The sequence below is a fragment of the Leptospira kmetyi serovar Malaysia str. Bejo-Iso9 genome, assembly GCF_000243735.2.
GTDB classification, from domain to species: Bacteria; Spirochaetota; Leptospiria; order Leptospirales; family Leptospiraceae; genus Leptospira; species Leptospira kmetyi.
Window position 1 is genome coordinate 2,624,747 of record NZ_AHMP02000003.1, and the last position, 24,814, is coordinate 2,649,560.

Consider the following 24,814-nt stretch of genomic DNA (forward strand, 5'->3'; position numbering starts at 1 on the left):
AATTTCGATCCTTAAAGGAACAACGCTTTTACTTTGAAAATGAAGTGAATCTTCCCCGCAAATTTCGAAGATGGTAAACCATGGAACGCATTCGCATTGGATTGATCGGAGCTGGAACCGTCGGATCGGGCGTCATCGAGATTCTTAAAAAAGAAAGCGCCGCTTATCTCGAAAAATTCGGATTGGAACCGATTCTTTCCTCGGTCTGCACGCGAACTCCCGAAAAAATCAGAAAGGAACTTCAAAATTTTCCGAATTGTAAATTAGAATCCGATTATCAAAAGATCGTTACCGATCCCGAAATCGATATGGTTTTGGAATTGGTCGGAGGTACGGACATCGCGTATTCCATCGTAAAAGACGCGTTGAAGAACGGTAAAACGGTGATCACTGCGAACAAGGCTCTTCTCTCTCAAAGAGGGGACGAACTGTTTTCGCTCGCGCACGAAAGAGGTTTGGAGATCGGAATGGAAGCCTCGGTCGCGGGAGCGATTCCGGTGATCCGTTCCATCAAATCCGGACTCGGAAGCGATTCCTTTCTTTCCTTATACGGAATTCTCAACGGAACCACGAACTTTATTCTTTCCAAGATGGAATTGGAACATCTTAATTATTCGGAGGCACTTCGAATCGCTCAGGACTTGGGCTTTGCGGAGAAGGACCCGACCTTCGACGTGGAAGGAATCGACACCGCTCATAAGATCAGCATTTTGGGAAGTTTGGCTTTCTCCGAAAAAATTCCTTTACAGAGCGTCCAAATCGAAGGTATAACAAAGATTAGCGGATTGGATATCCAATTTGCAAGCGAACTCGGTTATAGAATTAAACTTCTCGGCTTAGTGAGAAAGTTGTCTAATAAGATCGAAGCCCGAGTTCAACCGGTGATGATCCCCGTTAAACATCCGTTTGCAAACATCATGAACGAGATGAACGCGGTGTATTATCAAACCGCTTATGCGGGACCGGGAATGTTTGTCGGAAAGGGAGCGGGATCGTTGCCTACCGCTTCTTCCGTCGTTTCCGACGTTCTCTACTACGGAGCGAGAAGAAACAAAGGAATCGCACCTGAAAAGAATTTATTTCCGCAGGCGTCGATCTCGGAAGCGAACGGTTCCTTGGTGCGTTATTATCTCCGATTTACTACCGTGGATCTGCCCGGAGTTCTTTCTGAGATTTCCAAGGTATTGGGCGATCACGGAATTTCGATCTCGTCCGTGAGACAAAATGAAGCTGAAAAAGAACCCGTTGAAGTTGTTGTAATTACGCATCCCGCAACGGAAGAAAATATAAAAAAGTCATTGAAGATCATAGACGGTTTGTCTTTAATCCGACATGCCTCCGTTGCGATCCGACTCGAGGATAAACTCTGAGAATTCCTTGAATGGAATGGAAGGATTTCACTTTGTCTTTGCATTCGGACGGGAATGAGGAACATCTGGACTTATTCCTGGATCCGGGAGCGGAGGAGAATCTTTCGACTTTCGGGACCTCGGACGGGAATCTGGACGATTTTCTGAAAGGTCGCGTTGTGGAATTTGAAAAAAAACGTTCTCATAGAAGGATATACCTGGAATTTGAAGGTGCGATCCCGGGGAAAGGTACGATCCAAATTGTTTTAAAAGGTCGGTATGATGCCGATCATTTCCAAGAAGGCGAGAAGATCCGGTTGAAATATAAAGAAGGGAAAATTTTCCCGGCGATATAAAAGGAATTTTCATGGCGAGAGTAGAATTCGATTCATTATACATTGAGACGACAAAAACAAGTCTCCCTAACAAGGAAGTTCAACTCGTTGTTTTCAACGGGAAGGTGACTAACTCCAACTCTTTCGAGATTTCACGCAAAATTCATTTCATCTTCGAGGAAGAAGTCTTCAACATCATCTTGGATCTTTCCGCGCTCGAATACATCAACAGTGTGGGAGTCGCTACGATTCTTACTTTGATCAAAACCGTGGATCAACATTCCGGCAAGATCGTGATCGGCGGGTTGAATCACTTTTTGGAAAACGTGATTCGTCTGATGGAACTTCCGAAAAAAGTGGAGATCTATCATTCCGTCGAGGAAGCCAAGAAAGCGTTCGCATAAACGCGCAAACCGAGGTTCGAAACCTTTCCCCAAAAACCGAAATTGTAGGAACTACCACGTTCACAAAGGAACGTAAAAGTCCGGAGCGGTTCAGGATTCAATTTTCTTAAAATTTTTCCACGACGGAATATTTCGATTTGGCCTGATCGTAGATTCTTTCTTCCAAAAGATCCAAAAGAATCTTTAAACCCCAACCTCGATACGCGGAAACCAAAACCGTATCGGTATGTACGTCGATTCCCAAATCCTCTTTTAAGTCCGCGATCGCTTCCAAACCCGGTCCGTGATTGATCGAAGGACGAGAGGATTTTTTGTAACCGTTGGAATCGTCGTTTTCTTTCGCCCAGGTCTTGAACTTTTCGAGATTGTCGATCTTGTTGAACACTTGGATCATCGGTATATGAGAAAGTTCTAATTCTTCCAAAATCTTTTCGACCGCTTCCATCTGAAGTTTGTAGTCGGGATTGGAAACGTCCACGACGTGCACCAAAAGATCCGAATCGCCTAACTCCTCTAAGGTGGCTTTGAACGCGTTGGAAAGTTCGGGAGGAAGATCGTGGATAAATCCTACCGTATCGGAAATGATGATTTCTCTTTCTTCGGGAAAACGGATTCTTCGAGTCGTCGGATCGAGAGTCGCAAACAATTTGTTTTCCGATAAGACTTCGCTGTTGGTCAAAGCGTTTAACAACGTGGATTTTCCGGCGTTCGTATAACCTACGATGCCCACAACGGGAAGTTCGTTTTTCTTTCTTTGTCTTCGATTGACTTCTCTTCGTTTTTTCAGGGATTTGAGTTCGGCTTCGAGTCTGGAAATTCGTTCTTCCACTCTTCGTTTTCCGATTTCCAGTTTTGTTTCCCCCGGTCCTCTTCCGCCGATTCCCCCGGTCAACCTCGACATGTTATCGTCCAACTCGGTGAGCCTTCCTTTCAGATATTTAAGCTGAGCCAACTCGACCTGCAGTTTACCGTCCCGGCTTGTCGCGTTTCTCGCAAAGATATCGAGAATGAGTTGGGTTCGATCGATCACCTTGATATCGGCGATGTCCGAAATTTTCTTCGCTTGAGAAGGAGTCAGTTCCAAATCGAATACGAGAAGTTCGACGTGTTTCTGAATCGCTTTAAGAATGATCTCTTCCAGTTTTCCCTTTCCCAAAACGGTGGAAGGATCGAGACGATTCTTTCTCTGCATAAACGTATCGACTACGTGGACCTCGGCGGTTCTACAGAGTTCCTTCAATTCTTCCATGGATAAGTTCGGATGTCTTCCGACGTTTCTTTCCGGATAAACCCCGACCAAAAAGGCGCGGTTTTCCTTTTGAGCGTCCTTTAGATTTCGTCTGGAACGGGAAAGTCTGGATTCGATGTCCAGGATCTCGTCCAAAATTCCTTCGGTAAGTTGGCCCGGATATTGTTTGGGGAGAACGGTCCAAAGCTCGTCTTCGGATTCGGGATTTACGTGCGCGGAAAAATATCCGTTCGGATTTCCGGAAGAATCCATGATAACGGCGGTTATATAATCCAGACGGAGCAAGGCCAAGTCGGTGAGGTCTTCCTGGTTGAGAGATTCTCCCTTTAAGTGGGTATGAACGAGTCTTAAACCTCGCAATCTCGCTTCGGATGTACGAAGTCGGTCCAAAAACGGAATTTCGATCGAGTTGTCGGTCCCGACTAACACGTGAGTAACGTATCCGGATCGATCGATTAGGATTCCGATTTGTTTGCTGATTTCTAAGGATAATTCGCAGAGAGTGCGTGAAATTTCTTGACTAACGATTACATCTTCCCGGATTCTTTTTTCGGAAATTTTTTTCAGTCTTTGGATTTGATTGGATTTGAGGCCGTTGAGGTTACCGCTGAGCTTGCTAATAAAGAATGTTCTCCCTTTACTAAAACGTAGCAGGTTTCCCGGTTTCCGTCAAGCATTCCGGTTCTCCGAAATCATGCTTGTCATGGAAAAAAACAGGAAAAATCTGAAAAATCGGTCGAACTTATGAATAGCATCCTTGCGAAAAATTTTACCCATCAAAGGTATCCAATGTCCTCTTATTTCAAATTGAGAAAGTTATTTCCTTACGTTATTCTTCTTTGTTCTTTTGTTTGGGTCGGTTTGAACGCGGAGTCGGTTCGATCCGGTTCGAACGATCAAAACGTTTTTACGAAAGTGGACGCGCCCGACGATTCTTCCGAAAATCCGAACTCGGGAGAATCTTCCACGAACGGAAATTCCTCCGGCGGTTTGAACGTAGACGATCCGAGAAATCTTACCGAGGAATCGGACGGGGTTTCCTCTTACGAAAGAAGAAAACGCAAGGACCTGACTCCGAAAGAAAGACAGGAAATCGAATACGATCTTTCGCTCAAGAAAGGGATTCTTACCGTGTTCCGCGCGGAAGCAGAAAAACGTTATAAGGTTTTGGATCGGATCGCTCTTACACATTCGATTCCGCGCGTGAGAGCCGCCGCGGTTTTGGCGATCGGGAGAATGGGTCGAGGCGGAGTCAAAACCCTTCATCACGTGATCGAACGCGACGGAGAAGCAGTAAGACAAGCCGCCTACAAGGCGTTAGCCGATATCGGTTCGCCCTCTTCTCTCGATTATTTTTTTAGAGGAATCAAATCCAACGATCCCGATATTCAATTTTCCTCATGGAGAGGAATGGGTAAAACCAAGGATCCTTCCGCAAGAGACGCGCTGATCCGTCAGGGAATCCGTTCTTCCAGAACCGAAATCGTAAAGGCTTCCTTGTTGGGTCTTGCGGCGTTTCAAGTAAACGACGATCTGAAACTGTTCAAAACGTATTTGGATTCGGACGATCCCGAACTTCAAAAGACCGCGATCGAGGCTTTGGGAATCCACAAAACCCGCGCTTCCTTGAGAATTCTGGAACAAACCCTGGAAACAAAGCCGGAACTCGTAAAGAATATCATCGAAGCGATCGGTCAAAACACGAGCTTATACGGAACGTATTCGTTCATTCGAATCTTGGAAAATTCCGCTTCGGACGAACTCACACAAAGGGTTTTGGCTCAACTCAATCTGAGAAAGGCTTTCTATCAATTCGGAACCGTGATCGTGGAAGGCGGTTCTTCTCAGGAGAATCCGTATCCGACCTCGCGCAAGTTACGCGCGCTTACGACCGGAGAAGTCGGAAAGATTCTCAAAAAAAGCGATCGTAGATTCATTCAAAGAGTCGGCGAGAAGTTCGTGGAAGATCATTATTACCTTCTTCTTTTGGAATCCAAAAATCCGGAAAGTTATTACGAAACCTTTCAGTCCTGGGTGTTCGGACCGTATCTGAAGATCAGAACGATCATCGCTCCTCCGAAAGAGAAAAAGGGAAAACGATACAAAAGAAAACAGAACAAGTTCACTCCGGCTTCCGATATGGAAGAGACCGATCCCGCTTCTCCGTCTAACGAGAATAATGCGGAACCGGGCTCCGAAAACGGACCGCCTCTGGAAAACTAAGAACCGTTAAAACGTAGTTAAACGACCGTTTCGAAACGGATTTTCTTTTTTAAGGAAGTGGGGAGAAATACGACCGTTCCCTGCTTCAAAGGAACCTTAGGAACCATCCAACCGATTCCCGCAAACCAAGGGAGAATGGAAGACGAGAAAAACATCACTCCCGGAAAATCGAATCCGGTGGTAGCGATGATCTTATTGCCTTGATAACCGTCCTTGTGAATCTTACGAATCATCCAAAGACCGGAAGTCTGGGTTTCCATCGTAATATCGGTCACGATGGTATGAAAACGATTCTTATCCTTGCTGTAAATTTCCCAACCTTGAGCGGCGTCGACGGCTCTTACGGTTTCAAAACCCTTCTGTTCGAACCAAACCTTTAGATTGTTCGCGTAGCGGTCGTTGTCGTCCACGATCAGAACGCTTTTCTTCATGGTAATACTCCGTTGTTGGCGGCAAATTGATTGTCCGAAAGTTTTCGATAGATTCCGTTTTGCTCATATAAGGAATTGTGATTTCCCTCTTCCACGATCTTACCGTTGTCCATCACGATGATTCTCGGGATATCCTTGATCGTGGAAAGTCTATGAGCGATTACGAATGTAGTTCTGTTGGCGTATAATCTTCGGAGAGCGTCGCTGACCAATCGCTCCGATTCCACGTCGAGCGCGGAAGTCGCTTCGTCCAAGATCATGATCTCCGGGTCGCGCAACAAAGCGCGGGCGATTACGAGTCTTTGTCTTTGACCGCCGGAAAGATTGAGCCCGCGAACCCCGAGAAGGCTATCGTATCCGTTGTCCATCTTTTTGATAAAGTCGTGCGCGTGTGCGAGTCTCGCGGCGCGGATCACGTCCTTTCGGGTCGCGCCCGGTTTTCCGTACGCGATATTGTCCGCAACCGTTCCGTGAAAAAGAAAAATGTCCTGGGTTACGATTCCGATCTTTTTACGAAGATCTCCGAGGCTGATGTCGCGGATATCGATTCCGTCGAATTCGATCGAACCGGAAGAAGGATCGAAGAATCTCGGAATCAAATCCATCAACGTTGACTTTCCACAACCGCTCGCACCGATGAGAGCGATCGTCTCGCCCTTTTTCACTTTCAGGTTGATGTCTTTTAGAACGGCGGCATTGGTTCCCGGATAAGAAAAGAATAAATTCTTAAATTCGATGCTTTGAGACAGAGGAGCCGCCGCGACCTTACTTTCTTCGCTGTGGTCTTCGGTTTCCAAGTCGATGATTTCGAAAATTCTTTTACCGGAGGCGATCGACTGCGTGATCTTTCCCACCATCTGAGAAAGTTGAGTCAGAGGCCGGAGCAAAAAGAGAAGAGTCAAAAGAAAGGCCATAAACTCGCCTTGCGTGAATCTTCCGTTGTAAATCAGACTCGCGCCCGCAGCAAAAAATCCGAGAACCACAATCGAAGAAGTCAACTCGACGAGAGAAGGAGCGATCTGAAGATAAAACTGTCCTTTGAAGTTTCTTCGATAAACGTTGTGATTGATCTTTCCGAATTTTTCCTGTTCGTATTCTTCCGAATTGAAAACTCGGATCACCTTGATTCCGGAGATCATCTCTTGGATGTTCGCGTTTAGATCGGCCATCTTTTCCTGGGATCTCGCAGTAGACTTGGTGATCTTTCTGGTAAACAAGGTTACGGGAAGAATGATGACAGGAACCGTAAGACAGGCGATCAGCAACAATTCCGTATTCAAATATAATAATACCATTAAGTGTGTCACCACGTAGAAAAAGTTGATCGTGGCGTCCCGAAAGTTGCTCGAAATCACGGCCGCGACCACTTCCACGTCGTTGATGATTCTACTCATCATCAAACCGGTTTTTTCCTTAAAGAAATAGGTCAAAGGCAGAAGCTGATTTTTTTCGAAGAGTTCCTGTCGAATGTCTCTCACGGCTTTGTAACCGGCCGTGGCGATGCAATAAACGGATAATAAATACGTAATCAACTTCAAAAGATATAAGGGCATCACGATGATACAAATCGCCCAAACGACTTCCTTCGGTTCGAGCCCTTTGGTTCTTCCGTTGACCCATTCTTTCGCGTCGATCAAAAGAAGTTTGGTTCTTTCGAGCCCGTCCAAGGATTCTTCCCCGAAAACTTTTTGTTTGAGGAGAATTCTCTGCTCGGGTAAAGTCATCTGAAGCTGAAAGCGGGTTTGTTTATCGTTACCGAGAGAATCGAAAAGAGGAATGAGAGCCGTGAGAGAAACCGCGTTTAAGATCGCGGTCAATAATGCGAATACGATTCCGAGGGAGAATCGATACTTATAACGTACGGAATAGGCGAGAAGCCTGAAAAAAAACTTCATGGTTCCTGAACGATAGAGGAAAAGTTTCTGACCAGATCCAGTCCGGCGCTGGTCATGATGGACTCAGGATGGAATTGAACTCCGTAAAGATGTTTTTTGGTTTTATGACGCACTCCCATAATCACGCCGTCGTGCGTTTTGGAAGCGACTTCCAATTCCTTCGGCATACTTTCTGGTTGAATCACCAAAGAATGATAACGAGTAGCGACGAAAGGAGAAGGAATTCCCTTATAAATATCCTTTCCGTCGTGTTCGATGAGGGAAACTTTTCCGTGCATGATCGAAGGCGCGGAAACGATCTTACCTCCGTGAACGAGACCGATGGCCTGATGTCCCAAACAAACCCCGAAGATCGGAAGTTTACCGCCGAGTTCCCGGATTACGTCCAAACAAACCTTGGAATCTTCGGGACGACCCGGACCCGGAGAAAGAATGATTCCTTTCGGTTTGAGTTCGTTGATTTCGTTTAACGTGATTCTATCGTTGCGATAAACTTCCACGTTGTTTCCGATCTGACAGAAATACTGATAAAGATTGTATGTGAAGGAATCGTAATTATCGATCAGGAGAAGCATTATTTCCATTCTCCTTTGAGCCCGTTTCTGGCGAACTCAACCGCTTTCAAAAGGGCGGCCATTTTGTTTTTTGTCTCTTCGAGTTCGGATTCCGCAACCGAATCGTAAACGACTCCGCCGCCCGCTTGTAAGAATGCCGTATCTCCGTAAAACACGATCGTACGAATGATGATCGCGAGATCGCTTTCTCCCGAAAAGGAAATATAACCCAACGCTCCCGAATAGATCGCGCGTCTTGTGGTTTCGAGTTCGTCGATGATTTCCATCGCGCGGATTTTCGGAGCGCCCGAAACGGTTCCCGCGGGAAGAGTCGCACGAATCAGATCGTAAACGGTTTTTTCCTCGTCGAGTTCGCCGGAACACTGACTTACGATGTGCATAACGTGAGAATATTTTTCGATGACTTTGAAGTCGTTTACGCGGACGCTTCCCGGTTTACAAACCCTTCCGAGATCGTTACGGCCGAGATCGACGAGCATGATATGTTCCGCGATTTCTTTCGGATCCGCCAAAAGATTCTCTTCGAGATATTGATCCTCGCTCGCGTTTTTGCCGCGGGGACGGGTTCCGGCGATCGGACGAAGATACGTCTGATTGCCCGCGTATTTCACCATAATCTCCGGAGAACTTCCGACAATGGTGATTTCTCCGAGACGGAGATAATACATATAAGGACTTGGATTTACGGTTCTTAAACCGCGATAGATCTGAAACGGAGAAACTTCCGGTTTGAACTGTAGCTTGCGGGAAGGAACGACCTGAAAAATGTCTCCGGCCTGGATGTATTCCTTGGCCTTTTCCACGTTTTTCTTATATTCTTCATCCGGAATATTCGGATTTAATTGTAGAGTTCCTTGGACAGCTTTCGGATTTCGGATTTCTTCGGGAATGACGCCGTTTCGGATTTCGTTTTCGATCGAGTTGATTTTGCCGATCACATGCTCGTAACATTCTTTCAGGGAAGAATGTTCGCCGGTTCTCGCATTAACCACGACTCTTAAAACGTGATCGATATGATCGACTACGAGAAGTTCGTCATAAACGGCGAAGTAACAATCGGGTGCGTTCTCGTCTTCCGGTTTCGTATCGGGAATATTTTCGTAATAACGAACCGCGGAAAAGGATAAGAATCCGACCGCGCCGCCCGCAAACGGAGGAAGTCTGTAGTCCTGAACGTAAACGTCGTCTCCGAGAAGATTCTCCAGAAGAACCAAAGGATCGTAAGTGATGATTTCGGTCGCGGGTTCGTTGCCGACCGTGATATAAAAAAGTCCATTCTTCCCTTGCAGAATGCGGGAAGGAGTTTTACCGAGAAAAGAATTTCGTCCGAGTTTTTCCCCGCCCTCTACGGATTCTAAAAGAAAAGAATCTTTTGCGGATTCGCATCCCCATTTTGCAAACAGGGATACCGGAGTCTCCATATCCAGAAAAATCTGTTTGAAGACGGGAATCACGTTTCCGCGCTCGGAGAGCGCGGAAAATTCCTCGAATGTAAGCGAGAATTCTTTCAGAAATTAGGTCCCTCGATTCCCTTTCCGTCCGCGAGGAAACGGGAAACGATCATTCTTTGAATTTGAGAAGTGCCTTCGTAGATTTGGAAAATCTTAGCGTCTCTCATTAATTTTTCAACCGGATATTCGGTGTTGAATCCGTATCCGCCGAGAACTTGAACCGCATCGGTACAAACTCTCATGCACATATCCGCGCAGAACATCTTTGCGATCGAAGCTTGGTACGTGTTTCTAAATCCGTTGTCGATCATCCAAGCCGCTTGGTAACAAAGAAGCCTTCCTGCTTCGATATCGCGGGCCATCTCCGCGATCATAAAGGAAATTCCCTGATTGTCCATGATCGGACGACCGAAGGTATTGCGTGTGTTCGCGTAATTGATGGAATGTTCCATCGCCGCTCTTGCGACTCCGACCGCGCCGATCGCAACGCCGGGACGAGTATGATCGAAGGCGCCCATCGCAACCTTAAATCCTTCTCCCTCGCGTCCTACCATTTGCCACGCCGGAACTTTCACGTCTTCGAATGTGATTCCGCGCGTATCGGAACATTTCTGTCCCATGTTGATTTCTTTCTTTCCCATAATGATCCCGGGAGATTTCGCATCCACGATAAACCCGGTGATTCCTTTATGGCCCGCAGCAGGATCGGTTTTGGTAAGAACAAAAAACCAATCCGCATATCCCGCGTTCGTGATCCACATCTTGGATCCGTTGATGATGTATTCGTCTCCGACTTTTTTCGCAGAAGTACGGATCGCCGCAACGTCCGAACCCGCGCCCGGCTCGGTTACCGCATAGGCGGCGAGTTTAAATTCTTCGGTCATCGGTTGAACGAATTCTTTTTTAATACGATCGTTTGCGCCGAGAAGAACGGGAGCCAACGCGAGATTGTTTGCAAGAATCGCGGTCGCCATCGCGGAACAACCCCAGAAGAGTTCTTCGCCGATGATTACGTCGTCAAGTTCCGCCATCCCCGCCCCGTTGAATTGGGGTTCGATGTGGATGTTCATCAGACCGATTTCCCAGGCCTTCTTGAGAACTTCCATGGGATATTCTCCCGTGTGATCGTGATGTTCGGCGCGAGGACGCATTTCTTCTTTCGCGAATTTCCGGGCGAGATCGCGTAATTCTTTCTGTTCACTGGAAAGGGCAAATTCCATTTTAATAGCACACCTTGTCGAAATTGAACTCTTCCGATGGTTCCGGGCATCCCGCCTGGATCGCCGATAGCCGGTGTCTCATTTCCGGTACGGCCTCGAAATCGGTATTGGAACCTGGATTTACGAGCTCTGTATGCAGGATTCGAAGAGAATCCTTTACCGTCAAGAATGTACGAAATCCAAAACCGAAGGAGACGCTTGAAAGAGGGAATTCACCGGATTCGAATGTATTCTTTCTTTCAAAGAACTGTCTCCTTTTTCCAACAGATTCTTTTGAAAACTCTAACACTTTCCAAGCCGAGAATCCAATCGTTTTTAAGACGGAAACGACTTTCGATTCTTAAAGTAGAACGGAAGATACAGAAGAATGAAAAATCCGACTCCGATCAATTGCATATGAATCAGATAGTAAGGCCATTCTCCCAGATAATCCAATGCGGAACCGGCGCTCGGTTTGGACATCATGTAACCGTAGTTTCCGTCCAAAGCATAGTCCACGGCAAACGCCGTTACGAAAAATATCTGAGAATATAAGAAGGCCCGAAGAACGGCCCAAGGACGAGGTTCCAATTTTAATCCGAAAACGATGTAAAGCGAAGCGATCACAAGACCCGAATGAGCGATAAAGAATATAAAGAAATAAATATGTGGAAACGTATTCTGAAGATCCGGCGTAATCACGCCGTTGATCGAACCGCTCAACACCCAAAAGTAGGAAAGTTCTGCAAAGGTTCGGTTGTGAGTTAAAAGAGCAATCGATGTTACAATCATCGCCCAATTACAAAATTCCATCGGTAGATCGTAACGGATTTCCCAGTGACCGGAATCGATTCGATAGATCACGTAGACGATATAATTTAAGATTAGAATCCATGCGATCCCGAAGCCGATTCGTTTGGAAAGAATTCCCTGCCGATCCTTTCTTGCGATCCAAAGCAAAAGTAAAATCGTAGATACGGTTAAAAACAGAACGAAATAGTGAAGTCCGGAGCCGATTTGAAATCTTTGTTCCATGATTTTAGAATTTTGTAATTCGATCTCCTCTGAGAATGTTTAGCTCCGTTTTAGAAATGTAGGAACTACTACCTTTTTGATTCCGCAGTGAGCCCGAGATTCAAATCGATGTAGGAACTACCACATTTTCGGTCCCACGATGAGTCCGAACTCCAAATCGATGTATGAACTCCAACGTTCAAAGCCTAAAACGGCAATTGCCTGATCGACCTACGAATTTGTAGGAACTCCTTCAACCTTTGGATTCGACCTTCTTTTCTTTGAATTTAAAAACCCAACTGGCGGGAATCAAAAAGAAAAGAATCAAAAACACGAAACCGGCCAAACTCAGCCAAACATTCACAAAAGCCAAAGCCGTCACGATCGCATAAAAAATCGGTCCTTTGATGTAATGTCCGCTGATCGCTCGGATTTCTTCCAAATCGGCATTCGGATCGCGAAGACGCGGATTCCCCACTCCGTATCTCCAAACCAAATTAAACGGAATTCCCCCGAGAGTAATCCAAGCTCCATAGATCAAAGAAGCAAGCGTCGCATTCTCACCGCCTTGCGCCGAATATTCTCCCAAAAGAGCGGAACAAAAAGGAATAAAAGAAATATTGAGCATCAGAAAACTGTTGAGCATGATCAAAGTATGATCCGTCTTTTTAACGTATTTAAAGATCGTATGATGATTGGTCCAAACCACGGAGATGATTAAAAAGCTGATCACAAAGCTCAGATAATCCGGCCATTTTGCGAGCAAAGCCTGAAGCAAACTTCCCGATCCGAGATCGTGAAGATGAGGAATTTTAATCTCCAACGCCATCAACGTCAAGGCGATCGCAAAAACCGCGTCGCTGTAAACGACCATTCTTTCCGCGTCATAGATCGTTCCTTCCTCCGTTTTCGAAGAAGAAGTAGGATGAGAAGAAGAATAAGATTCTTCGATCGACTGCGTTTGCGTTTTTTTCTTTAGGATATTTTTCTTAGCTTTTGCCATACACTCACTCCGTAAAAAAAGCCCGGGACAACCCGGGCTTTTCCAAATCAAACGGAAAGAAAGAATTCTTCCCTTACGTTATGTTCTCTTATGCTTCCGGATTTTCCAGAACGAGAGCGATTCCTTGACCGCCTCCGATACAAAGAGAAGCAACGCCGTATTTCGCCTTTCTTCTTCTGAGCTCGTACGCCAAAGTGATCGTAACTCTCGCGCCGGAAGCTCCGAGCGGATGACCGATCGCAACGGCTCCGCCGTTCACGTTGGTAATCGAAGGATCAAGACCGAGTTCTTTTTGAACCGCAAGATATTGGGCCGCAAAGGCTTCGTTCACTTCCACAAGACTCATATCGGAAAGTTTTAAACCCGCTTTTTTCAAAGCCGCAGGAATCGCGATCGCGGGACCGATTCCCATCTTAGCAGGATCACAACCCGCGTGACCGTAACCGCGAATGATCGCCAAAGGTTTTTTACCGATCTTCTTTGCGTAAGAAGCGGAAGTAACGATCGTTGCCGCCGCGCCGTCGTTCAAACCGGAAGCGTTTCCCGCGGTCACGGTTCCACCGTCGCGGAAAACCGCTTTTAGACTTCCGAGTTTTTCAACACCGGCCGCGCCTTTGATGAATTCATCCTTATCCAACGTGATCGGTTTTTTACCTCCGATCGTTACGGGAAGAATCTCTTCTTTCAGACGACCTTCGTTCGTCGCTTTTTCAGCGCGTGTTTGAGAAGTCGCCGCCCATTCATCCTGTTCTTGCCTTGAGATTTTATATTGGTCCGCGAGATTCTCCGCGGTTTGACCCATGATTAAACCGACATACTGATCGGTAAGACCTTGTTCGAGAGTATCTTCGAATTCCGCGGAACCGTAACGAACTCCCCAACGAGCGTTTCGAACCACGTAAGGAGCGTTGCTCATAGATTCCACTCCGCCCGCGAGAACCGCGTCCGCGTCTCCAAGGTAAATCTTCTTAGCCGCTTGAACGATCGCTTCCATACCGGAACCGCAAAGACGATTCAACGTCAAGGCGGGAACCGCAAGAGGAAGACCGGTTTTTAAACCGATATGACGAGCGAGATAGATCGCTTCTTTTCCGGTCGGAATTACGTTTCCGAAAATGGATTCTCCGATCGCATCGGGAGAAACTCCCGTTTTTTCCAAGATCGCCTTGGAAGCCAAAACCCCCAAATCCACCGCGCTGAGATCCTTAAGGGTTCCTCCAAAATTGCCGAACGGGGTTCTAATACCGTCCAGAATGACCGCTTCTTCCATGATTACTCCTAATAACTCTAATATTCTAAATCTTGAATGCTCTAAATTACGTTTTTATAAAGCCGAATTGAAAAGGATTCGAAACGATCTCTCAATCGATCTTATCCGCGACGGGAAAAACCAATTCGAAAGGATTCGAATGAATCCCCGTTTTAAAAACTCCGCCTTTGATCACGTCCGGGAACACGGCTTCGTCGCTCCAGATCTCTTGGATCTTTGCGATTCTTCCCTTACCTTTTCCGATAAACTGGGTTTGTAGATAACCGTAAGGCGCCTTTTGTAAAAGTGTGTAAGGGAGAATTTTTGTGGAAACCGGAAACGAAAAACCTTTGGTCGCGATTACGACGCGGAAGAATTCTTTTCCGTTTCTATAAGCGGAAATTTTTGTAAGATTTCCTTCTTTCATCCAAGTGAAGTCCGCTCTTTCTTTCGGGATCGCCCAGTTTAGAATTCCCTCTTCCACGGATTTCTGACTGGAAACGAAAATTCTCGTGATTCTTTTGTAGCTCTCGCCTTTGTATTCGAAGTTTCCGGGAATATAAAGAAGTTCGTAATAAGGTCCGACATCGCTCGTCTCGTAATTGACGAGCATGATCGATCCGAGTCCGCCCCTGTATTGTCTGGAATCCTCGTCGGAGAAAAAGCACATCTCGCGATTGTAGTCCTTTTTAGCCCAAAGAGGGAACAGAAAACCTTCTCCTTTTAAGTTCCAAGGCGCTGGAAAGTGTTTTGCGGAAACGCCGGAGTTCCGACCTAAAACGCGATCCGTAGTGAGCGTTTTGCTAAGTTTTCCCGAACTCGAGCGCCCGGTGGTTTTTACGGATTTTGCCGATTTTGACTTTCCGTTTTTGGAAGCCGAAGCCGATTTCTTCGAGGATTTGGAAGTAGGAGATCCTACAGATTTCTTTTTTACAGCCTTCTTTGCCACCACCGATGCCACCTAAAAATAGAAAAAAGCCTTCGAAATCCGGCGATTCTACTCGTTTTGTTTTCTTTCTTCCAAGTCCTCAAAAAAACCCATTTTTGGAAAGTAGGAATTCTTTTCCTTTTTCTCTTTACTTAATTAACGATGTTCGTTTATTTTGGTCATAATGAACAACGTTCACTGAAGAGAAAAAACAAGGAGGCCCGACATGGTCCCCATTTTAATTTTATTTTTTGCACACTGGTTCGGTTCGGTTTTCGCCCAAACCTTCTTCTTACACAGATACGCGGCGCACGCGATGTTTTCGATGAATCGCAGATGGGAAAAATTCTTCCATTTGTCAACGATGCTTATCCAAGGCCCTTCTTATCTGAACCCCTATGGGTATGCGGTTCTGCATAGAATGCACCATTCTTACAGCGATACGGAAGAAGATCCGCATTCTCCCCACTTTTCAAAGAATGCGTTCGATATGATGATTAAAACCAAAAAGATCTACGACGACTTCGCGTATGACCGAGTTCCCGCAAACCCCGAGTTTACGAGAGATTTTATTCCCCGCTGGAAATCCATCGACATGCTCGGTCAGAATTGGTGGTTTCGAATCGGTTTCGGTTCCCTTTATGCGTTTTATTACATGGCTTTCGTTCCCGAAGGACAGTGGGCTTGGTATCTTTTACTGCCGATTCATTGGCTGATGGGACCGATTCACGGCGCGATTGTAAACTGGGGAGGACATAAATACGGTTATAGAAATCACTTTAAAACCCAGGACGAGTCTAAGAATATGTTACCGATCGACTTTTTGACCATGGGAGAATTGTATCAGAACAATCACCACGGGCATCCGACCTCCCCAAACTTCGCATATAAATGGTGGGAAGTGGATTTTTGCTTTCAGATCATGAAGGGGTTGCATAAAGTTGGGATCATAAACATAAAACGAGACGTTTGGACGACCAAAGGGCGGGTCCCAGTTTCCAAAGCGGCTTGATCCAAGTTAAGAATCTAAAGATGACAACTGCAGTTCGACACAAAAGAAGATCCAGAAACAGTCTCAACCGTGAAAACATCGTTCAGGTTGCGATGGAGATCCTACAAGAAGAAGGAATCGACGGCCTTTCGATGAGAAAGATCGCGGAAAAGTTGGACTGCAGCGTAGCAAGCCCCTATTCTCACTTTAAAAGTCAGGAAGAAATCATTCAGGTTCTCATCGCAAAGGGTGAAACTGAACTTACGCAACTTCTCAGAAACGCTCAAAGAAACGGAAAGAATTCCTTTGAAAAACTGGCCGGAATCGCAAGAGCGTATTGGGATTTTTCTTTGAACAACAAGGAACTTCACAAAGTGATGTTCAACACAGTTCACGGTCATATGCACCGCAAGGCATTCCCGAGCCTTCCCACAAGTTACAGGGTATTTTTAGAAACGATCCGAAACGGATGCGCCAGCAAAGAATTCAAACTTCCGAAAGCGGAATATCCCGCGATCGCGAGAATGATGTGGGCATGGATGTACGGTTTGATGGTTTTGGATCTTACGAATATGCTCAAACGTCGCAGAGGCGGAAAAGACGATCCGTTGAGCGAAGGCTTTTTATATTTCCGTAAAATTCTTCTCGGCGAGTGATTGAATCGCAAATATTTCCGACTTGCAGATTCTTACGCAGATCTTTCGAAAAATTTTCACGCAAGTTCCGATTTAAAATTTAAAGTTTAGGATTTTGTTTTAGAATTTTCCAATTCTAAAATTCTCGCGGAAACGCGTAGCGTTTACATCATACCGTAAACGCTACGCGACGTTTTGCGATCTAATTTAGATTTTTTTAATATTTGGCGAGGGAAGAATCCACTTCGTCGGAATAAAGAAGAATCCCGCCCTCCACGTTATGCACCTTTGAAAACCCGGATTGTTTCAGAATTCCGCAGGCCATTCCAGAACGTCCTCCGGAACGACAATAAACGATCACGTCCTTACCGGATTCTTTCCAAGGGTTGATTTCGGAAACTCGGTTCGGAAGTTCGCCAACAGGAATCAAAAGGTCGGTTCCTTCGATGGTGCTGATTTCCACTTCGTTCGGATTTCGAACGTCGAGTAAAAAGAATGAATCCTGTCCCGCTTTTCTCTGATCCAATCTCGCTTTTAGTTCTTTCGGTGTCATACGACGGCGTTCCTCAATTTAATTATAGAATGTAAGATTCGTCCAATGTTTCGGAGTTCCGACTCGTCAGCGCTTAGAGCGGACGTTGAGTTTTGCACGCATCGAGCTCAATCTATCGCTTTCTACCGATCGCGATTTAGGAAGCGCGGCGTTGGATTATCCGAACGGCAACCGTAGATTAGACGGCGCCGGAAAGTTCTTCGAGTTCCAATTGAAGAGATTCCCATTCCGAAGTCAAACGAGTGATTTCGTTTTTTGCCTCGTTTAGATTGTCCAATTCCAATTGATAACTTCGATTCTTAAAAAAACCGGGATCGGCCAACACTTCTTCCAGATTCTTTTTGGACTTTTCCAAAAGTTCTATCTTGGCTTCGATCTGTTCCAGATCTTTTTGAATTTTTTTGATTCGATTCTTATCCGCGTTCTTCTTGGATCTCGTCTGAGTCGAATCCTCTTTTTTCTGAGGAGAATTTCCGTTCTGCGGCTTGGAAGACTCGGTCTCGTCCAGATTGTATTTGAGATAATCCGAAAACGTACAGTTATAATCCCGGATCTGGCCGTTGTCCACGGAGATCGTCCGATTGCAAAGGTCCTTTAGAAACTCCGGATCGTGAGAAATGATAAGAAGAGAACCTTCATATGCCATAAGGGCTCTTCTCAGATTGTCCCGAACGACCAAATCCAAGTGGTTTGTGGGCTCGTCCAAAAAGATCGAGTTGGCGGGAAGACGAACGAGCAACGCGAGACGAAGACGACTTTGTTCCCCCCCGGAAAGCAAACTGGTTTGCTTGTAAACGGAATCGTCCGAAAAAGAAAAGTAACCGAGAAGACTTCGAGCCTGTTGTTCCGTAAGATCCGGATAAGCGCTCATCACGGTCTGCAAAAGATTTTTGGAAGAATCCAGTTCCTCGTGATGGTTCTGAGAAAAATAACCGATCTTCGTTTTCGGTCCGTAATATATTTTACCGGAACTTAATTTATGAATTTCTAATAAACATCGTAAGAAAGTGGATTTTCCCGCGCCGTTCGGACCTACGACCGCAATCTTGTCGCCCGCCGAAATTTCGAGATTCGCGTCGCTAAAAACATAAGGAGGTTTTCCGGAATAGGAAAAGGAGCCTTCTTCGATTCTCGCGGTGATTCTCCCCGAAGAAATAAAATTGAACTTATAATCCGATTTGGAATTCCAAAACGATTCCTGCGGAGCTTCGACCTTATCCCGTTTTTCGAGTTTTTTAAGAGCGGATTGAACCTGTCTCGCTTTGGTCGCTTGCGCGCGGAAACGATCGATCCATTCCATTCTTTTTTTGAGATAAGATTCTTCCTTTTCAAACTGGGCCTGAAGTTTTTCCTGAAGTTCGTTCTTGTGTTCGAAGTATTCTTCGAGAGTTCCCCGAAATTCGATCACTCCAGAAGGAGAAAGTTCGGCGATCGTATCGCATGTGGAATTTAAGAATTCGGGATCGTGTGTTACGAGAACGAAGGATTGTCCCGTTGAATTCAAATAATCCGCAAGCCAATCCTTGGAAGCGTTGTCCAAGTGGTTCGTCGGTTCGTCTAACAAGAGTAAGTTGCCCGGATTTAAAAGCGTGATCGCAAGTCCCAAGCGGTGTTGATAGCCCGGAGAAAATTCTCGGACTTTCATTTCCATTTGAACATTCGAAAAACCTAATCCTCCTAAAACCTTGCGGGCTTTGGATTCCAACTCGTGAACTCCATAAGTAAACGCGTATTCCTCCAGAGAACTTTGTTCGTCCAAAAGCTCCGTAAACTCCTTCGAGTCGTGAGGAATGAGATCGAACTTACGATTGATTTCGTTGAGTCTTTCCGAATATTCTTTATAATGTTTATGTTTTGCTAATGCAGTATCGATCACCTTCGCTTCGGGATCGAAATCGGGGATCTGTTGAAACACGGAGATTTCCGTGTTTTTCGATTTCGCGACGCTTCCGTTGTCGGGAACGAACTTACCTTCCGCGATTCGGAACAACGTTGATTTACCGGAACCGTTCGGTCCGACCAAACAAACGCGCGCGCCCGGTTTGATATGCCAAGAAAATCCGTCGAACAAAACGGCGGAGGCATATTGATGTTTTATGTCGATGAACTGGAGCAAGGATTGAGGAGTTTAGAAAGCCGCAGGCAGGGGCCGGGACCCGTCGAATTTCGACGGACCGGAAAAAAGAATTAAATTATTTCTTACCCTTTGCCGCAAGTTCTTCCAATCGAGCATTCAAATGCAGGATGTATTTGCTAGAACCGCCGTTCATCTTCTCTTTAGAAGTCTGAATCGCCGCATTGATCTCGGCAACGGTCATTTTATTGATCTTTTTGTTTTTCTTTTCTTGTGTTTCTTCAGACATAGCTTTCCCGCCAAATAATCTTATGCCAGATTTTTAGAATTGGGGCGTTTCGACAACTGATTTTAGGTGAGAACGTTCAGATTTCACTGTGAGAGGGAAAGGTCGGAACTACGGCGAAAATTTCAACGATCATCCTTTTGAAAACGACCTAAACAAACAAGGCGCGCTTTGTGAATCGATTTAAAGTGACATAAGTAGTCACATCATCGAACACAAATCGAAAACGTCCCATCAACGAATTCTCCTGAATCAAAACAAATGTAGGAACTACTACTTTTTCAAAGATAAACCAGTAAAGCCCGAACGTCCTTTCCGAGAACCAAAGCACGAACGACAAAACCCTTCCATCCACCGACAAATTTCTTGTTTCCTTCCCCCTTTTCCAAATCCAAAACGGATGAATCCTAAGGATAGAATTCTGCGGAGCCAAACCATGATTCAAAGTTTCTTTTCCACCCGAGAATCCTTCTCCCCACTTTTTCTCAGAATCGGCCTCGCGGTTTGTATTTTCCCGCACGGAGCTCAAAAACTTTTGGGATGGTTCGGAGGAGTCGGTTACGAAGCCTCGATGGATTTTTTGGTAAACACCGTCGAGTTTCCGGCGGCGCTCGCATTCTTAGCTATCGTCTCGGAATTTTTCGGATCGATCGCATTGGTCCTCGGGCTCTTTACAAGACTTTCCGCGTTTGGAATCACGTGCACATTGGCAGTGGCCGGATGGACTCACAGAGAAATCGGATTTTTTATGAACTGGTTCGGCAATCAAGGCGGAGAAGGATTCGAATATCACATTCTCGCGGTTTGTATGGGAATCGCCTTAACGATCTTTGGCGGCGGATCTTGGTCTTTGGACTCTTGGATCGACGAACGCATTCCTTCTTAATTCAAAATTTAGAATATTCAGAATGACGTAAGTATTTACGTCGGTCGATGTGCCAGGGTGCGATGACCGCGACGTTGATGACGGGCAGCTCGCCGAACCGTTTCCCTTTGAGCGGAGCGCAACCGGTCGTCGCGAACTTCGACTTCTGGACTCAACGCACGAACGTTTTTCAGCGGTCAACTGCGCATCCAAATTCTCCCCTTCAAAAATAAAAAAGCCGCTTGAAGAAAACTTCAAACGGCTTTCAAAACCGAAGTTTCGTTTAGAATTCGATCAATATTTAATCTTATCTACCGCGTCTTCATCCAAGATGTAAGATCCTTTCAGGGTTTGAACCACGAGTTTTCCTTTCTTTTGGGAAACCACAACCCCTCTCAATTCTCTTCCGTCTTTCATGATGATATGTTCGATGCTAAGATCGTAGATCTTGCTCAACTCTTCTTCCGTTTTTGCGGTTTTCAAGTTTTGAACATCGGAAAGAAGTTCGCTATCCAGAGTTCCGAGATTCTTCTTCATATCCTTATATTCAGGAAGAGTAGAATTCAACTTGGAAAGATCCACGGATTCAACTTCACCGTCTTTGTTTACTGTGACGAGTTTAGAGGCTTCTAAGATATAAACCTTTTTAGAAGCGTTCAGAGAAGTGACTTCCACCGCACCTTCCGCTACGAAAACCACGGATTCGCTTTCGGATGCGTTCACTTCGAAGGAAGTTCCTCTCACCGCTGCAACCGCAGAAGGAGTTTCTACGTAGAAATTGCTTCCTTTTTTCTCTTTCTCAACCACGTTCAATAATCTACCTGCGGCCAAGTTCATTCTAATTTGAGAACCGTTGTTTTCTCTCAGTTCTTTCAGAATCAAACGGCTGTTTTCTTTTACGCGAATCACGCTCGAGTCGGTCAAACCGATGTCGACCGCGCCGCCCGCTTTTGTAAGAATGATATCGGATTCATTCAGAAGATCGCCTTGGTGTAACTTCGTTTCCACCTCTCTCATTACCGACGCTTCGCCTTTTACGAAAACTACCGCCGCTTTCAAAGGAGTTCCTTGAACGATTTCGGTTTCCGGTTTAGGGGTTCTAAGACTAAACCAAGCTCCTCCGATCGTAAGTAATAGAACGGCCGCCGCCGCTAACCAGGTAGTTTTTGGAAAATGAAGAATTTTTGTATCAGTCGGAACACTCATTATTTTGTCCTCCACGACGAAGCGAGGCTTCTTTCCGATCCAATTAGGATCGAAAGCCGGGAGTTGAGATACAGAGTCCTTTTCTCTAAGGAGCCGCGCGTATCCTTCAAATTCGGGAGTATTTATTTTGTTTTCCATATTCATTCGTCCCGGGTCTGCGATTCAATCCGTCCCGCTTCCTGTTTGTTAAACAAACTAAAGGAGTCAATTTGAGCTTTTTTTTTCATTTCTGAATTTTTTTTATCACCACCAGTCCGAAATCTTTATTTTTCAAAATATAAGACGGTAGGATCTAATACCCTTATATGTAATTTCCGGGTTGAAAACCAATTTTTTTGCCTTCTTGAGCTAAGGCCTTCTCCGCCCTCTCAATCAGCCTCGAAACCCCGGATATGCTCATACCGAGAATCTTCGAAATTTCATCCAATTTAAGGTCCTGCTGATATCTCAACAAGAGAGCTTCTTTATATTCCGGAGAAATCGCCTCTAAAAGAGAATCCATCGTGTTTTTCACATCGGATTGATCGATTTTTTCCATCACCGACGACTCAGGGCTTGGGGATTTAGACGCAAAATTGTTTCCAGTATCCTCACCGACCAAAGACACATTTCTTTGATAATAAGATTTTGCGTGGTTAATAATTAAATTCCTAGCGATTCTGAAAAGAATCATCCTGCAGGATGTAGGATCCGGAATGTCCTTATTTTCATAATACCGAAAAAAGTTTAGGAACGAATCGTGCAGAATATCTTGCGCGGAATTTTCGTCATAGAACGATTTTTTTATATAATGAAACAAATCATCTTTGTTGTGGTTATAGAGCTTTTCTAACTCGGAAGTATGTGCCACAGTAATAGAGGATCGCCGATTCCTACTTGTTTTTTCAAGCAAAAAGATAATTTCTTGTAGAAAAGATTAACCCGAAAATTTCATCTTAAATAACCGGATTTATAATTATATGTCTCGAATATCCACAGTTCTTACTTCTTCAGGAGCCTTCCTTCTGGCTTTTGCAATTTCTTTACCACTTTCCGCGAGTACGATTATTCTTAAGAACGGAAAAACTCTTCAAGGTAAGATTGTAAATCAATCCAGAACCGAAGTTCAAATCGAGATCAACGGGAAAGTTCAAACGATTTCAAAAACGGAAATCTCCGAAATCAATTTGAAGGATCCGAAAAAAGACGATAAGAAAGTCGTCACCAAACAAACCGAAACTCCGAAGACCGAAGAACCTCCTACTCGTTCGGCTTGGAAAGAAACGAAATGGACGATCACCGCAAGATCCGCGATTCTTCCCGGATGGGGTCAATGGAAAGTAGGTCAAAAAAAATGGGCGGCGATCAGCTTAGTGTTGTTCGTCGGCGCTGCGTTATACGCAAACAATTCTCGGGAAAAAGCCGCAACCGAAGAAAATAATTATAAAACAAGTTCGATCGCAATTACCGTTGCCGCGTTCGGAGATCCGAATTTAAACCCGGTCACTTCCGATGAAACAGTCCGCGCAACCGCCTTGGTTACGAGAATTCTTACGACTGCAACTCTTACGAATCCTTATTTCAGCGCGTATGATCGCGCCACAAGTCAATACAACCAAGCGCAATGGCTTTTGGGAGCCGTTTACGGTTTACAATTGATTCATACGTTTTTATTCGCAAGAGATTACGAGAAGATGCAGGCTCTTCTTTCGGATCCGAATCCGGAAGGTTGGAAATTTTCCGCTTCGATCGTAAGAAGTCCGATCAATGGACTTACGGAAATCACTCCGACCGCTGCGTATACGGTTAAATTCTAACTTTAACGCCGGTTCTTTTTACTGACGCACGCAGATCAAACGGGCAAGATTCGTACAACTGAAATAATAACTCGAAATCGCCGATGAACTCGTCGAGTTTTGTACTCCGTCGTAACCGTAACCGGTGGTTCCGTCCGTATAATTCGAACAAGTATATGTTCCCACAAGAGGATAGAATGTACTATTCATTCCCGTCCAAAAACTCAACGCGGAAGCATCGGTCGAATGATTGATCGACGAGTTGAGAGGAAACGAAAAGATCGCGCTTCCCGTTCCGATTCCGTTGCTTACTCCCGTTGCGATCAGCGCACCTTCCGGAGCTTGCGCGCTGTAGGAAAAATAACGAATTCCGACTTTGAGCGGCCAATCCACTTCGGAAGTTCCCGTTTTGGTCGGGTTTCTAAAACCTTCGATTCCCAGAAGCGCTTTGTATTCCGATGCGCTTCCCGGTAAAGCAGACGGTTTTTCCGCCTGACACTTTGCGTCCGCGCCCGCGATTCCTCCCAAATTTGCCGTAAAGCCGGCCCCGGTAACTCCCGGCGTGGAAGAATTGCTCGCGAGAAAAATACAACGATCCCGATCCGTAACCGGAAGTTTTAATGCGAATACTTTGGAATCGGAAATCCGAGTCGCGTTCAAGACGACCGTATCATCCAAACAATCGTTATCAAGCGCGGTCACGTTGACATTGATCGTATTGGAACCGGTGTATGTAATACTGACTTGATCGACGGTTGAACCCGCGGAAGTATCGGCCCAAGTAAGATTGTATTGTTCAACGGAAGCGGCCCTTGTCTTTAGCGTAAGTTTTAAAGAAGTGGATTGTCCTTCTAAGATGGTCGCAGGGAAAGCCGTCGAGTCAAACGGGCTGTCGTCCACCGGTAAAATCGAGGGAAGAATATTTAAAAATGCTCCGATTCCGCCCTTGGAAAGATCCATTTCGATCTTCTCCGCTTGGCTACAAGAAAGAATGAAAAATAAAATGATTCCGAAAGATTGAATCCGACCCGAAGAAAACATTGTACTCACGACCTCGTTTCGGGCGAATGTTACAAAACGCCCTTGCTATTTTACCAACAAGCGTAAGTTCAATCTATCTCAGA

General features: G+C 45.4%; 22 protein-coding genes and 1 pseudogene. 7 read left to right on the forward strand and 16 right to left on the reverse strand.

Going from position 1 to position 24,814, the window contains the following annotated elements; translation table 11 throughout:
- Positions 1-80 precede the first annotated feature (80 nt).
- Together LEP1GSC052_RS14750 and LEP1GSC052_RS14760 are read left to right on the forward strand one after the other, a co-directional pair.
- Positions 81-1,370, forward strand: a complete 1,290-nt coding sequence (locus LEP1GSC052_RS14750) for a homoserine dehydrogenase (RefSeq protein WP_010573487.1) — start codon at positions 81-83, stop codon at positions 1,368-1,370.
- Positions 1,371-1,716: 346 nt separating this feature from the next.
- A complete protein-coding gene (locus LEP1GSC052_RS14760; RefSeq protein WP_010573485.1) occupies positions 1,717-2,088 on the forward strand; it encodes an STAS domain-containing protein in 372 nt (123 codons plus the stop codon).
- A gap of 106 nt (positions 2,089-2,194) precedes the next feature.
- Here the strand turns inward: LEP1GSC052_RS14760 and hflX are convergent.
- Positions 2,195-4,042, reverse strand: a pseudogene (gene hflX / locus LEP1GSC052_RS14765) (GTPase HflX).
- 84 nt (positions 4,043-4,126) lie between these two features.
- Here hflX and LEP1GSC052_RS14770 point away from each other — a divergent pair.
- Complete coding sequence (locus tag LEP1GSC052_RS14770; RefSeq protein WP_010573483.1) at positions 4,127-5,560, forward strand: HEAT repeat domain-containing protein; 1,434 nt, start codon at positions 4,127-4,129, stop codon at positions 5,558-5,560.
- Between the two features lie 17 nt (positions 5,561-5,577).
- Here LEP1GSC052_RS14770 and LEP1GSC052_RS14775 read toward each other — a convergent pair whose 3' ends face one another.
- The 9 genes from LEP1GSC052_RS14775 to LEP1GSC052_RS14815 form a co-directional block, all read right to left on the reverse strand.
- A complete protein-coding gene (locus LEP1GSC052_RS14775) occupies positions 5,578-5,991 on the reverse strand; it encodes a response regulator (RefSeq protein WP_010573482.1) in 414 nt (137 codons plus the stop codon).
- Complete coding sequence (locus LEP1GSC052_RS14780; protein ID WP_010573481.1) at positions 5,988-7,886, reverse strand: ABC transporter ATP-binding protein; 1,899 nt, start codon at positions 7,884-7,886, stop codon at positions 5,988-5,990. The genes LEP1GSC052_RS14775 and LEP1GSC052_RS14780 overlap by 4 nt, the downstream gene beginning before the upstream one ends.
- Positions 7,883-8,461, reverse strand: coding sequence for an anthranilate synthase component II (locus LEP1GSC052_RS14785; protein ID WP_010573480.1), 579 nt, complete (start codon positions 8,459-8,461; stop codon positions 7,883-7,885). The genes LEP1GSC052_RS14780 and LEP1GSC052_RS14785 overlap by 4 nt, the downstream gene beginning before the upstream one ends.
- Entirely contained in the window at positions 8,461-9,882 is a 1,422-nt protein-coding gene (gene trpE, locus LEP1GSC052_RS14790) for an anthranilate synthase component I (RefSeq protein WP_040913614.1), read from the reverse strand. The genes LEP1GSC052_RS14785 and trpE overlap by 1 nt, the downstream gene beginning before the upstream one ends.
- An 86-nt stretch (positions 9,883-9,968) precedes the next feature.
- Positions 9,969-11,132, reverse strand: coding sequence for an acyl-CoA dehydrogenase family protein (locus tag LEP1GSC052_RS14795; RefSeq protein ID WP_010573478.1), 1,164 nt, complete (start codon positions 11,130-11,132; stop codon positions 9,969-9,971).
- A gap of 315 nt (positions 11,133-11,447) precedes the next feature.
- The gene (locus LEP1GSC052_RS14800; RefSeq protein WP_010573477.1) at positions 11,448-12,146 is read right to left on the reverse strand and encodes a YwaF family protein; all 699 of its coding nucleotides are present in this window, start codon (positions 12,144-12,146) and stop codon (positions 11,448-11,450) included.
- A 232-nt stretch (positions 12,147-12,378) separates the two neighbouring features.
- Positions 12,379-13,128: a TMEM175 family protein gene (locus LEP1GSC052_RS14805; protein ID WP_010573476.1), complete on the reverse strand. Its 750-nt coding sequence runs from the start codon at positions 13,126-13,128 to the stop codon at positions 12,379-12,381.
- Positions 13,129-13,216: 88 nt separating this feature from the next.
- Positions 13,217-14,398 (reverse strand): acetyl-CoA C-acetyltransferase, encoded by a 1,182-nt coding sequence (locus tag LEP1GSC052_RS14810; protein WP_010573475.1) that lies wholly within the window; start codon positions 14,396-14,398, stop codon positions 13,217-13,219.
- Positions 14,399-14,489: 91 nt separating this feature from the next.
- Positions 14,490-15,326 carry an acetoacetate decarboxylase family protein gene (locus LEP1GSC052_RS14815; RefSeq protein ID WP_020985775.1) on the reverse strand — a complete coding sequence of 279 codons (837 nt, stop codon included), beginning with the start codon at positions 15,324-15,326 and terminating at the stop codon, positions 14,490-14,492.
- A 205-nt stretch (positions 15,327-15,531) separates the two neighbouring features.
- Between LEP1GSC052_RS14815 and LEP1GSC052_RS14820 the strand changes: the two genes are divergently transcribed.
- Both LEP1GSC052_RS14820 and LEP1GSC052_RS14825 read left to right on the forward strand, forming a co-directional pair.
- Positions 15,532-16,317 (forward strand): acyl-CoA desaturase, encoded by a 786-nt coding sequence (locus tag LEP1GSC052_RS14820; RefSeq protein WP_010573473.1) that lies wholly within the window; start codon positions 15,532-15,534, stop codon positions 16,315-16,317.
- Between the two features lie 20 nt (positions 16,318-16,337).
- A complete protein-coding gene (locus tag LEP1GSC052_RS14825; RefSeq protein WP_020986502.1) occupies positions 16,338-16,952 on the forward strand; it encodes a TetR/AcrR family transcriptional regulator in 615 nt (204 codons plus the stop codon).
- Between the two features lie 196 nt (positions 16,953-17,148).
- Here the strand turns inward: LEP1GSC052_RS14825 and LEP1GSC052_RS14830 are convergent, their stop codons facing one another.
- From LEP1GSC052_RS14830 to LEP1GSC052_RS21310, 3 genes are all read right to left on the reverse strand, one after another.
- Positions 17,149-17,484 carry a rhodanese-like domain-containing protein gene (locus LEP1GSC052_RS14830; RefSeq protein WP_010573472.1) on the reverse strand — a complete coding sequence of 112 codons (336 nt, stop codon included), beginning with the start codon at positions 17,482-17,484 and terminating at the stop codon, positions 17,149-17,151.
- A gap of 178 nt (positions 17,485-17,662) precedes the next feature.
- The gene (abc-f, locus tag LEP1GSC052_RS14835) at positions 17,663-19,600 is read right to left on the reverse strand and encodes a ribosomal protection-like ABC-F family protein (RefSeq protein WP_010573471.1); all 1,938 of its coding nucleotides are present in this window, start codon (positions 19,598-19,600) and stop codon (positions 17,663-17,665) included.
- Between the two features lie 76 nt (positions 19,601-19,676).
- On the reverse strand, positions 19,677-19,847 hold the full coding sequence (locus tag LEP1GSC052_RS21310) for a hypothetical protein (protein WP_010573470.1): 171 nt from the start codon (positions 19,845-19,847) through the stop codon (positions 19,677-19,679).
- Between the two features lie 433 nt (positions 19,848-20,280).
- Between LEP1GSC052_RS21310 and LEP1GSC052_RS14840 the strand changes: the two genes are divergently transcribed.
- A complete protein-coding gene (locus tag LEP1GSC052_RS14840) occupies positions 20,281-20,730 on the forward strand; it encodes a DoxX family protein (RefSeq protein WP_010573469.1) in 450 nt (149 codons plus the stop codon).
- A 273-nt stretch (positions 20,731-21,003) separates the two neighbouring features.
- Here LEP1GSC052_RS14840 and LEP1GSC052_RS14845 read toward each other — a convergent pair whose 3' ends face one another.
- Together LEP1GSC052_RS14845 and LEP1GSC052_RS14850 are read right to left on the reverse strand one after the other, a co-directional pair.
- Positions 21,004-22,053, reverse strand: a complete 1,050-nt coding sequence (locus tag LEP1GSC052_RS14845) for a FecR family protein (RefSeq protein ID WP_040913616.1) — start codon at positions 22,051-22,053, stop codon at positions 21,004-21,006.
- Positions 22,054-22,216: 163 nt separating this feature from the next.
- Entirely contained in the window at positions 22,217-22,765 is a 549-nt protein-coding gene (locus tag LEP1GSC052_RS14850) for an RNA polymerase sigma factor (protein ID WP_010573467.1), read from the reverse strand.
- Positions 22,766-22,874: 109 nt separating this feature from the next.
- Between LEP1GSC052_RS14850 and LEP1GSC052_RS14855 the strand changes: the two genes are divergently transcribed.
- A complete protein-coding gene (locus LEP1GSC052_RS14855) occupies positions 22,875-23,711 on the forward strand; it encodes an LA_0442/LA_0875 N-terminal domain-containing protein (RefSeq protein ID WP_010573466.1) in 837 nt (278 codons plus the stop codon).
- 18 nt (positions 23,712-23,729) lie between these two features.
- Here LEP1GSC052_RS14855 and LEP1GSC052_RS14860 read toward each other — a convergent pair whose 3' ends face one another.
- Entirely contained in the window at positions 23,730-24,731 is a 1,002-nt protein-coding gene (locus LEP1GSC052_RS14860; RefSeq protein WP_010573465.1) for a DUF1554 domain-containing protein, read from the reverse strand.
- Positions 24,732-24,814 lie beyond the last annotated feature (83 nt).

What these genes read in the sequence shown, in the direction of transcription:
- LEP1GSC052_RS14770 (WP_010573483.1), top strand. Translation starts at nt 4,127, where the DNA reads ATGTCCTCTTATTTCAAATTGAGAAAGTTATTTCCTTACGTTATTCTT.
- LEP1GSC052_RS14825 (WP_020986502.1), top strand. Translation starts at nt 16,338, where the DNA reads ATGACAACTGCAGTTCGACACAAAAGAAGATCCAGAAACAGTCTCAAC.
- LEP1GSC052_RS14775 (WP_010573482.1), bottom strand. Translation starts at nt 5,991, where the DNA reads ATGAAGAAAAGCGTTCTGATCGTGGACGACAACGACCGCTACGCGAAC.
- LEP1GSC052_RS14855 (WP_010573466.1), top strand. Translation starts at nt 22,875, where the DNA reads ATGTCTCGAATATCCACAGTTCTTACTTCTTCAGGAGCCTTCCTTCTG.
- LEP1GSC052_RS14845 (WP_040913616.1), bottom strand. Translation starts at nt 22,053, where the DNA reads ATGGAAAACAAAATAAATACTCCCGAATTTGAAGGATACGCGCGGCTC.
- LEP1GSC052_RS14860 (WP_010573465.1), bottom strand. Translation starts at nt 24,731, where the DNA reads ATGTTTTCTTCGGGTCGGATTCAATCTTTCGGAATCATTTTATTTTTC.
- LEP1GSC052_RS14795 (WP_010573478.1), bottom strand. Translation starts at nt 11,132, where the DNA reads ATGGAATTTGCCCTTTCCAGTGAACAGAAAGAATTACGCGATCTCGCC.
- LEP1GSC052_RS14750 (WP_010573487.1), top strand. Translation starts at nt 81, where the DNA reads ATGGAACGCATTCGCATTGGATTGATCGGAGCTGGAACCGTCGGATCG.
- LEP1GSC052_RS14830 (WP_010573472.1), bottom strand. Translation starts at nt 17,484, where the DNA reads ATGACACCGAAAGAACTAAAAGCGAGATTGGATCAGAGAAAAGCGGGA.
- LEP1GSC052_RS14810 (WP_010573475.1), bottom strand. Translation starts at nt 14,398, where the DNA reads ATGGAAGAAGCGGTCATTCTGGACGGTATTAGAACCCCGTTCGGCAAT.
- trpE (WP_040913614.1), bottom strand. Translation starts at nt 9,882, where the DNA reads ATGGAGACTCCGGTATCCCTGTTTGCAAAATGGGGATGCGAATCCGCA.
- LEP1GSC052_RS14805 (WP_010573476.1), bottom strand. Translation starts at nt 13,128, where the DNA reads ATGGCAAAAGCTAAGAAAAATATCCTAAAGAAAAAAACGCAAACGCAG.
- LEP1GSC052_RS21310 (WP_010573470.1), bottom strand. Translation starts at nt 19,847, where the DNA reads ATGTCTGAAGAAACACAAGAAAAGAAAAACAAAAAGATCAATAAAATG.
- LEP1GSC052_RS14785 (WP_010573480.1), bottom strand. Translation starts at nt 8,461, where the DNA reads ATGCTTCTCCTGATCGATAATTACGATTCCTTCACATACAATCTTTAT.
- LEP1GSC052_RS14840 (WP_010573469.1), top strand. Translation starts at nt 20,281, where the DNA reads ATGATTCAAAGTTTCTTTTCCACCCGAGAATCCTTCTCCCCACTTTTT.
- LEP1GSC052_RS14780 (WP_010573481.1), bottom strand. Translation starts at nt 7,886, where the DNA reads ATGAAGTTTTTTTTCAGGCTTCTCGCCTATTCCGTACGTTATAAGTAT.
- LEP1GSC052_RS14760 (WP_010573485.1), top strand. Translation starts at nt 1,717, where the DNA reads ATGGCGAGAGTAGAATTCGATTCATTATACATTGAGACGACAAAAACA.
- LEP1GSC052_RS14800 (WP_010573477.1), bottom strand. Translation starts at nt 12,146, where the DNA reads ATGGAACAAAGATTTCAAATCGGCTCCGGACTTCACTATTTCGTTCTG.
- LEP1GSC052_RS14820 (WP_010573473.1), top strand. Translation starts at nt 15,532, where the DNA reads ATGGTCCCCATTTTAATTTTATTTTTTGCACACTGGTTCGGTTCGGTT.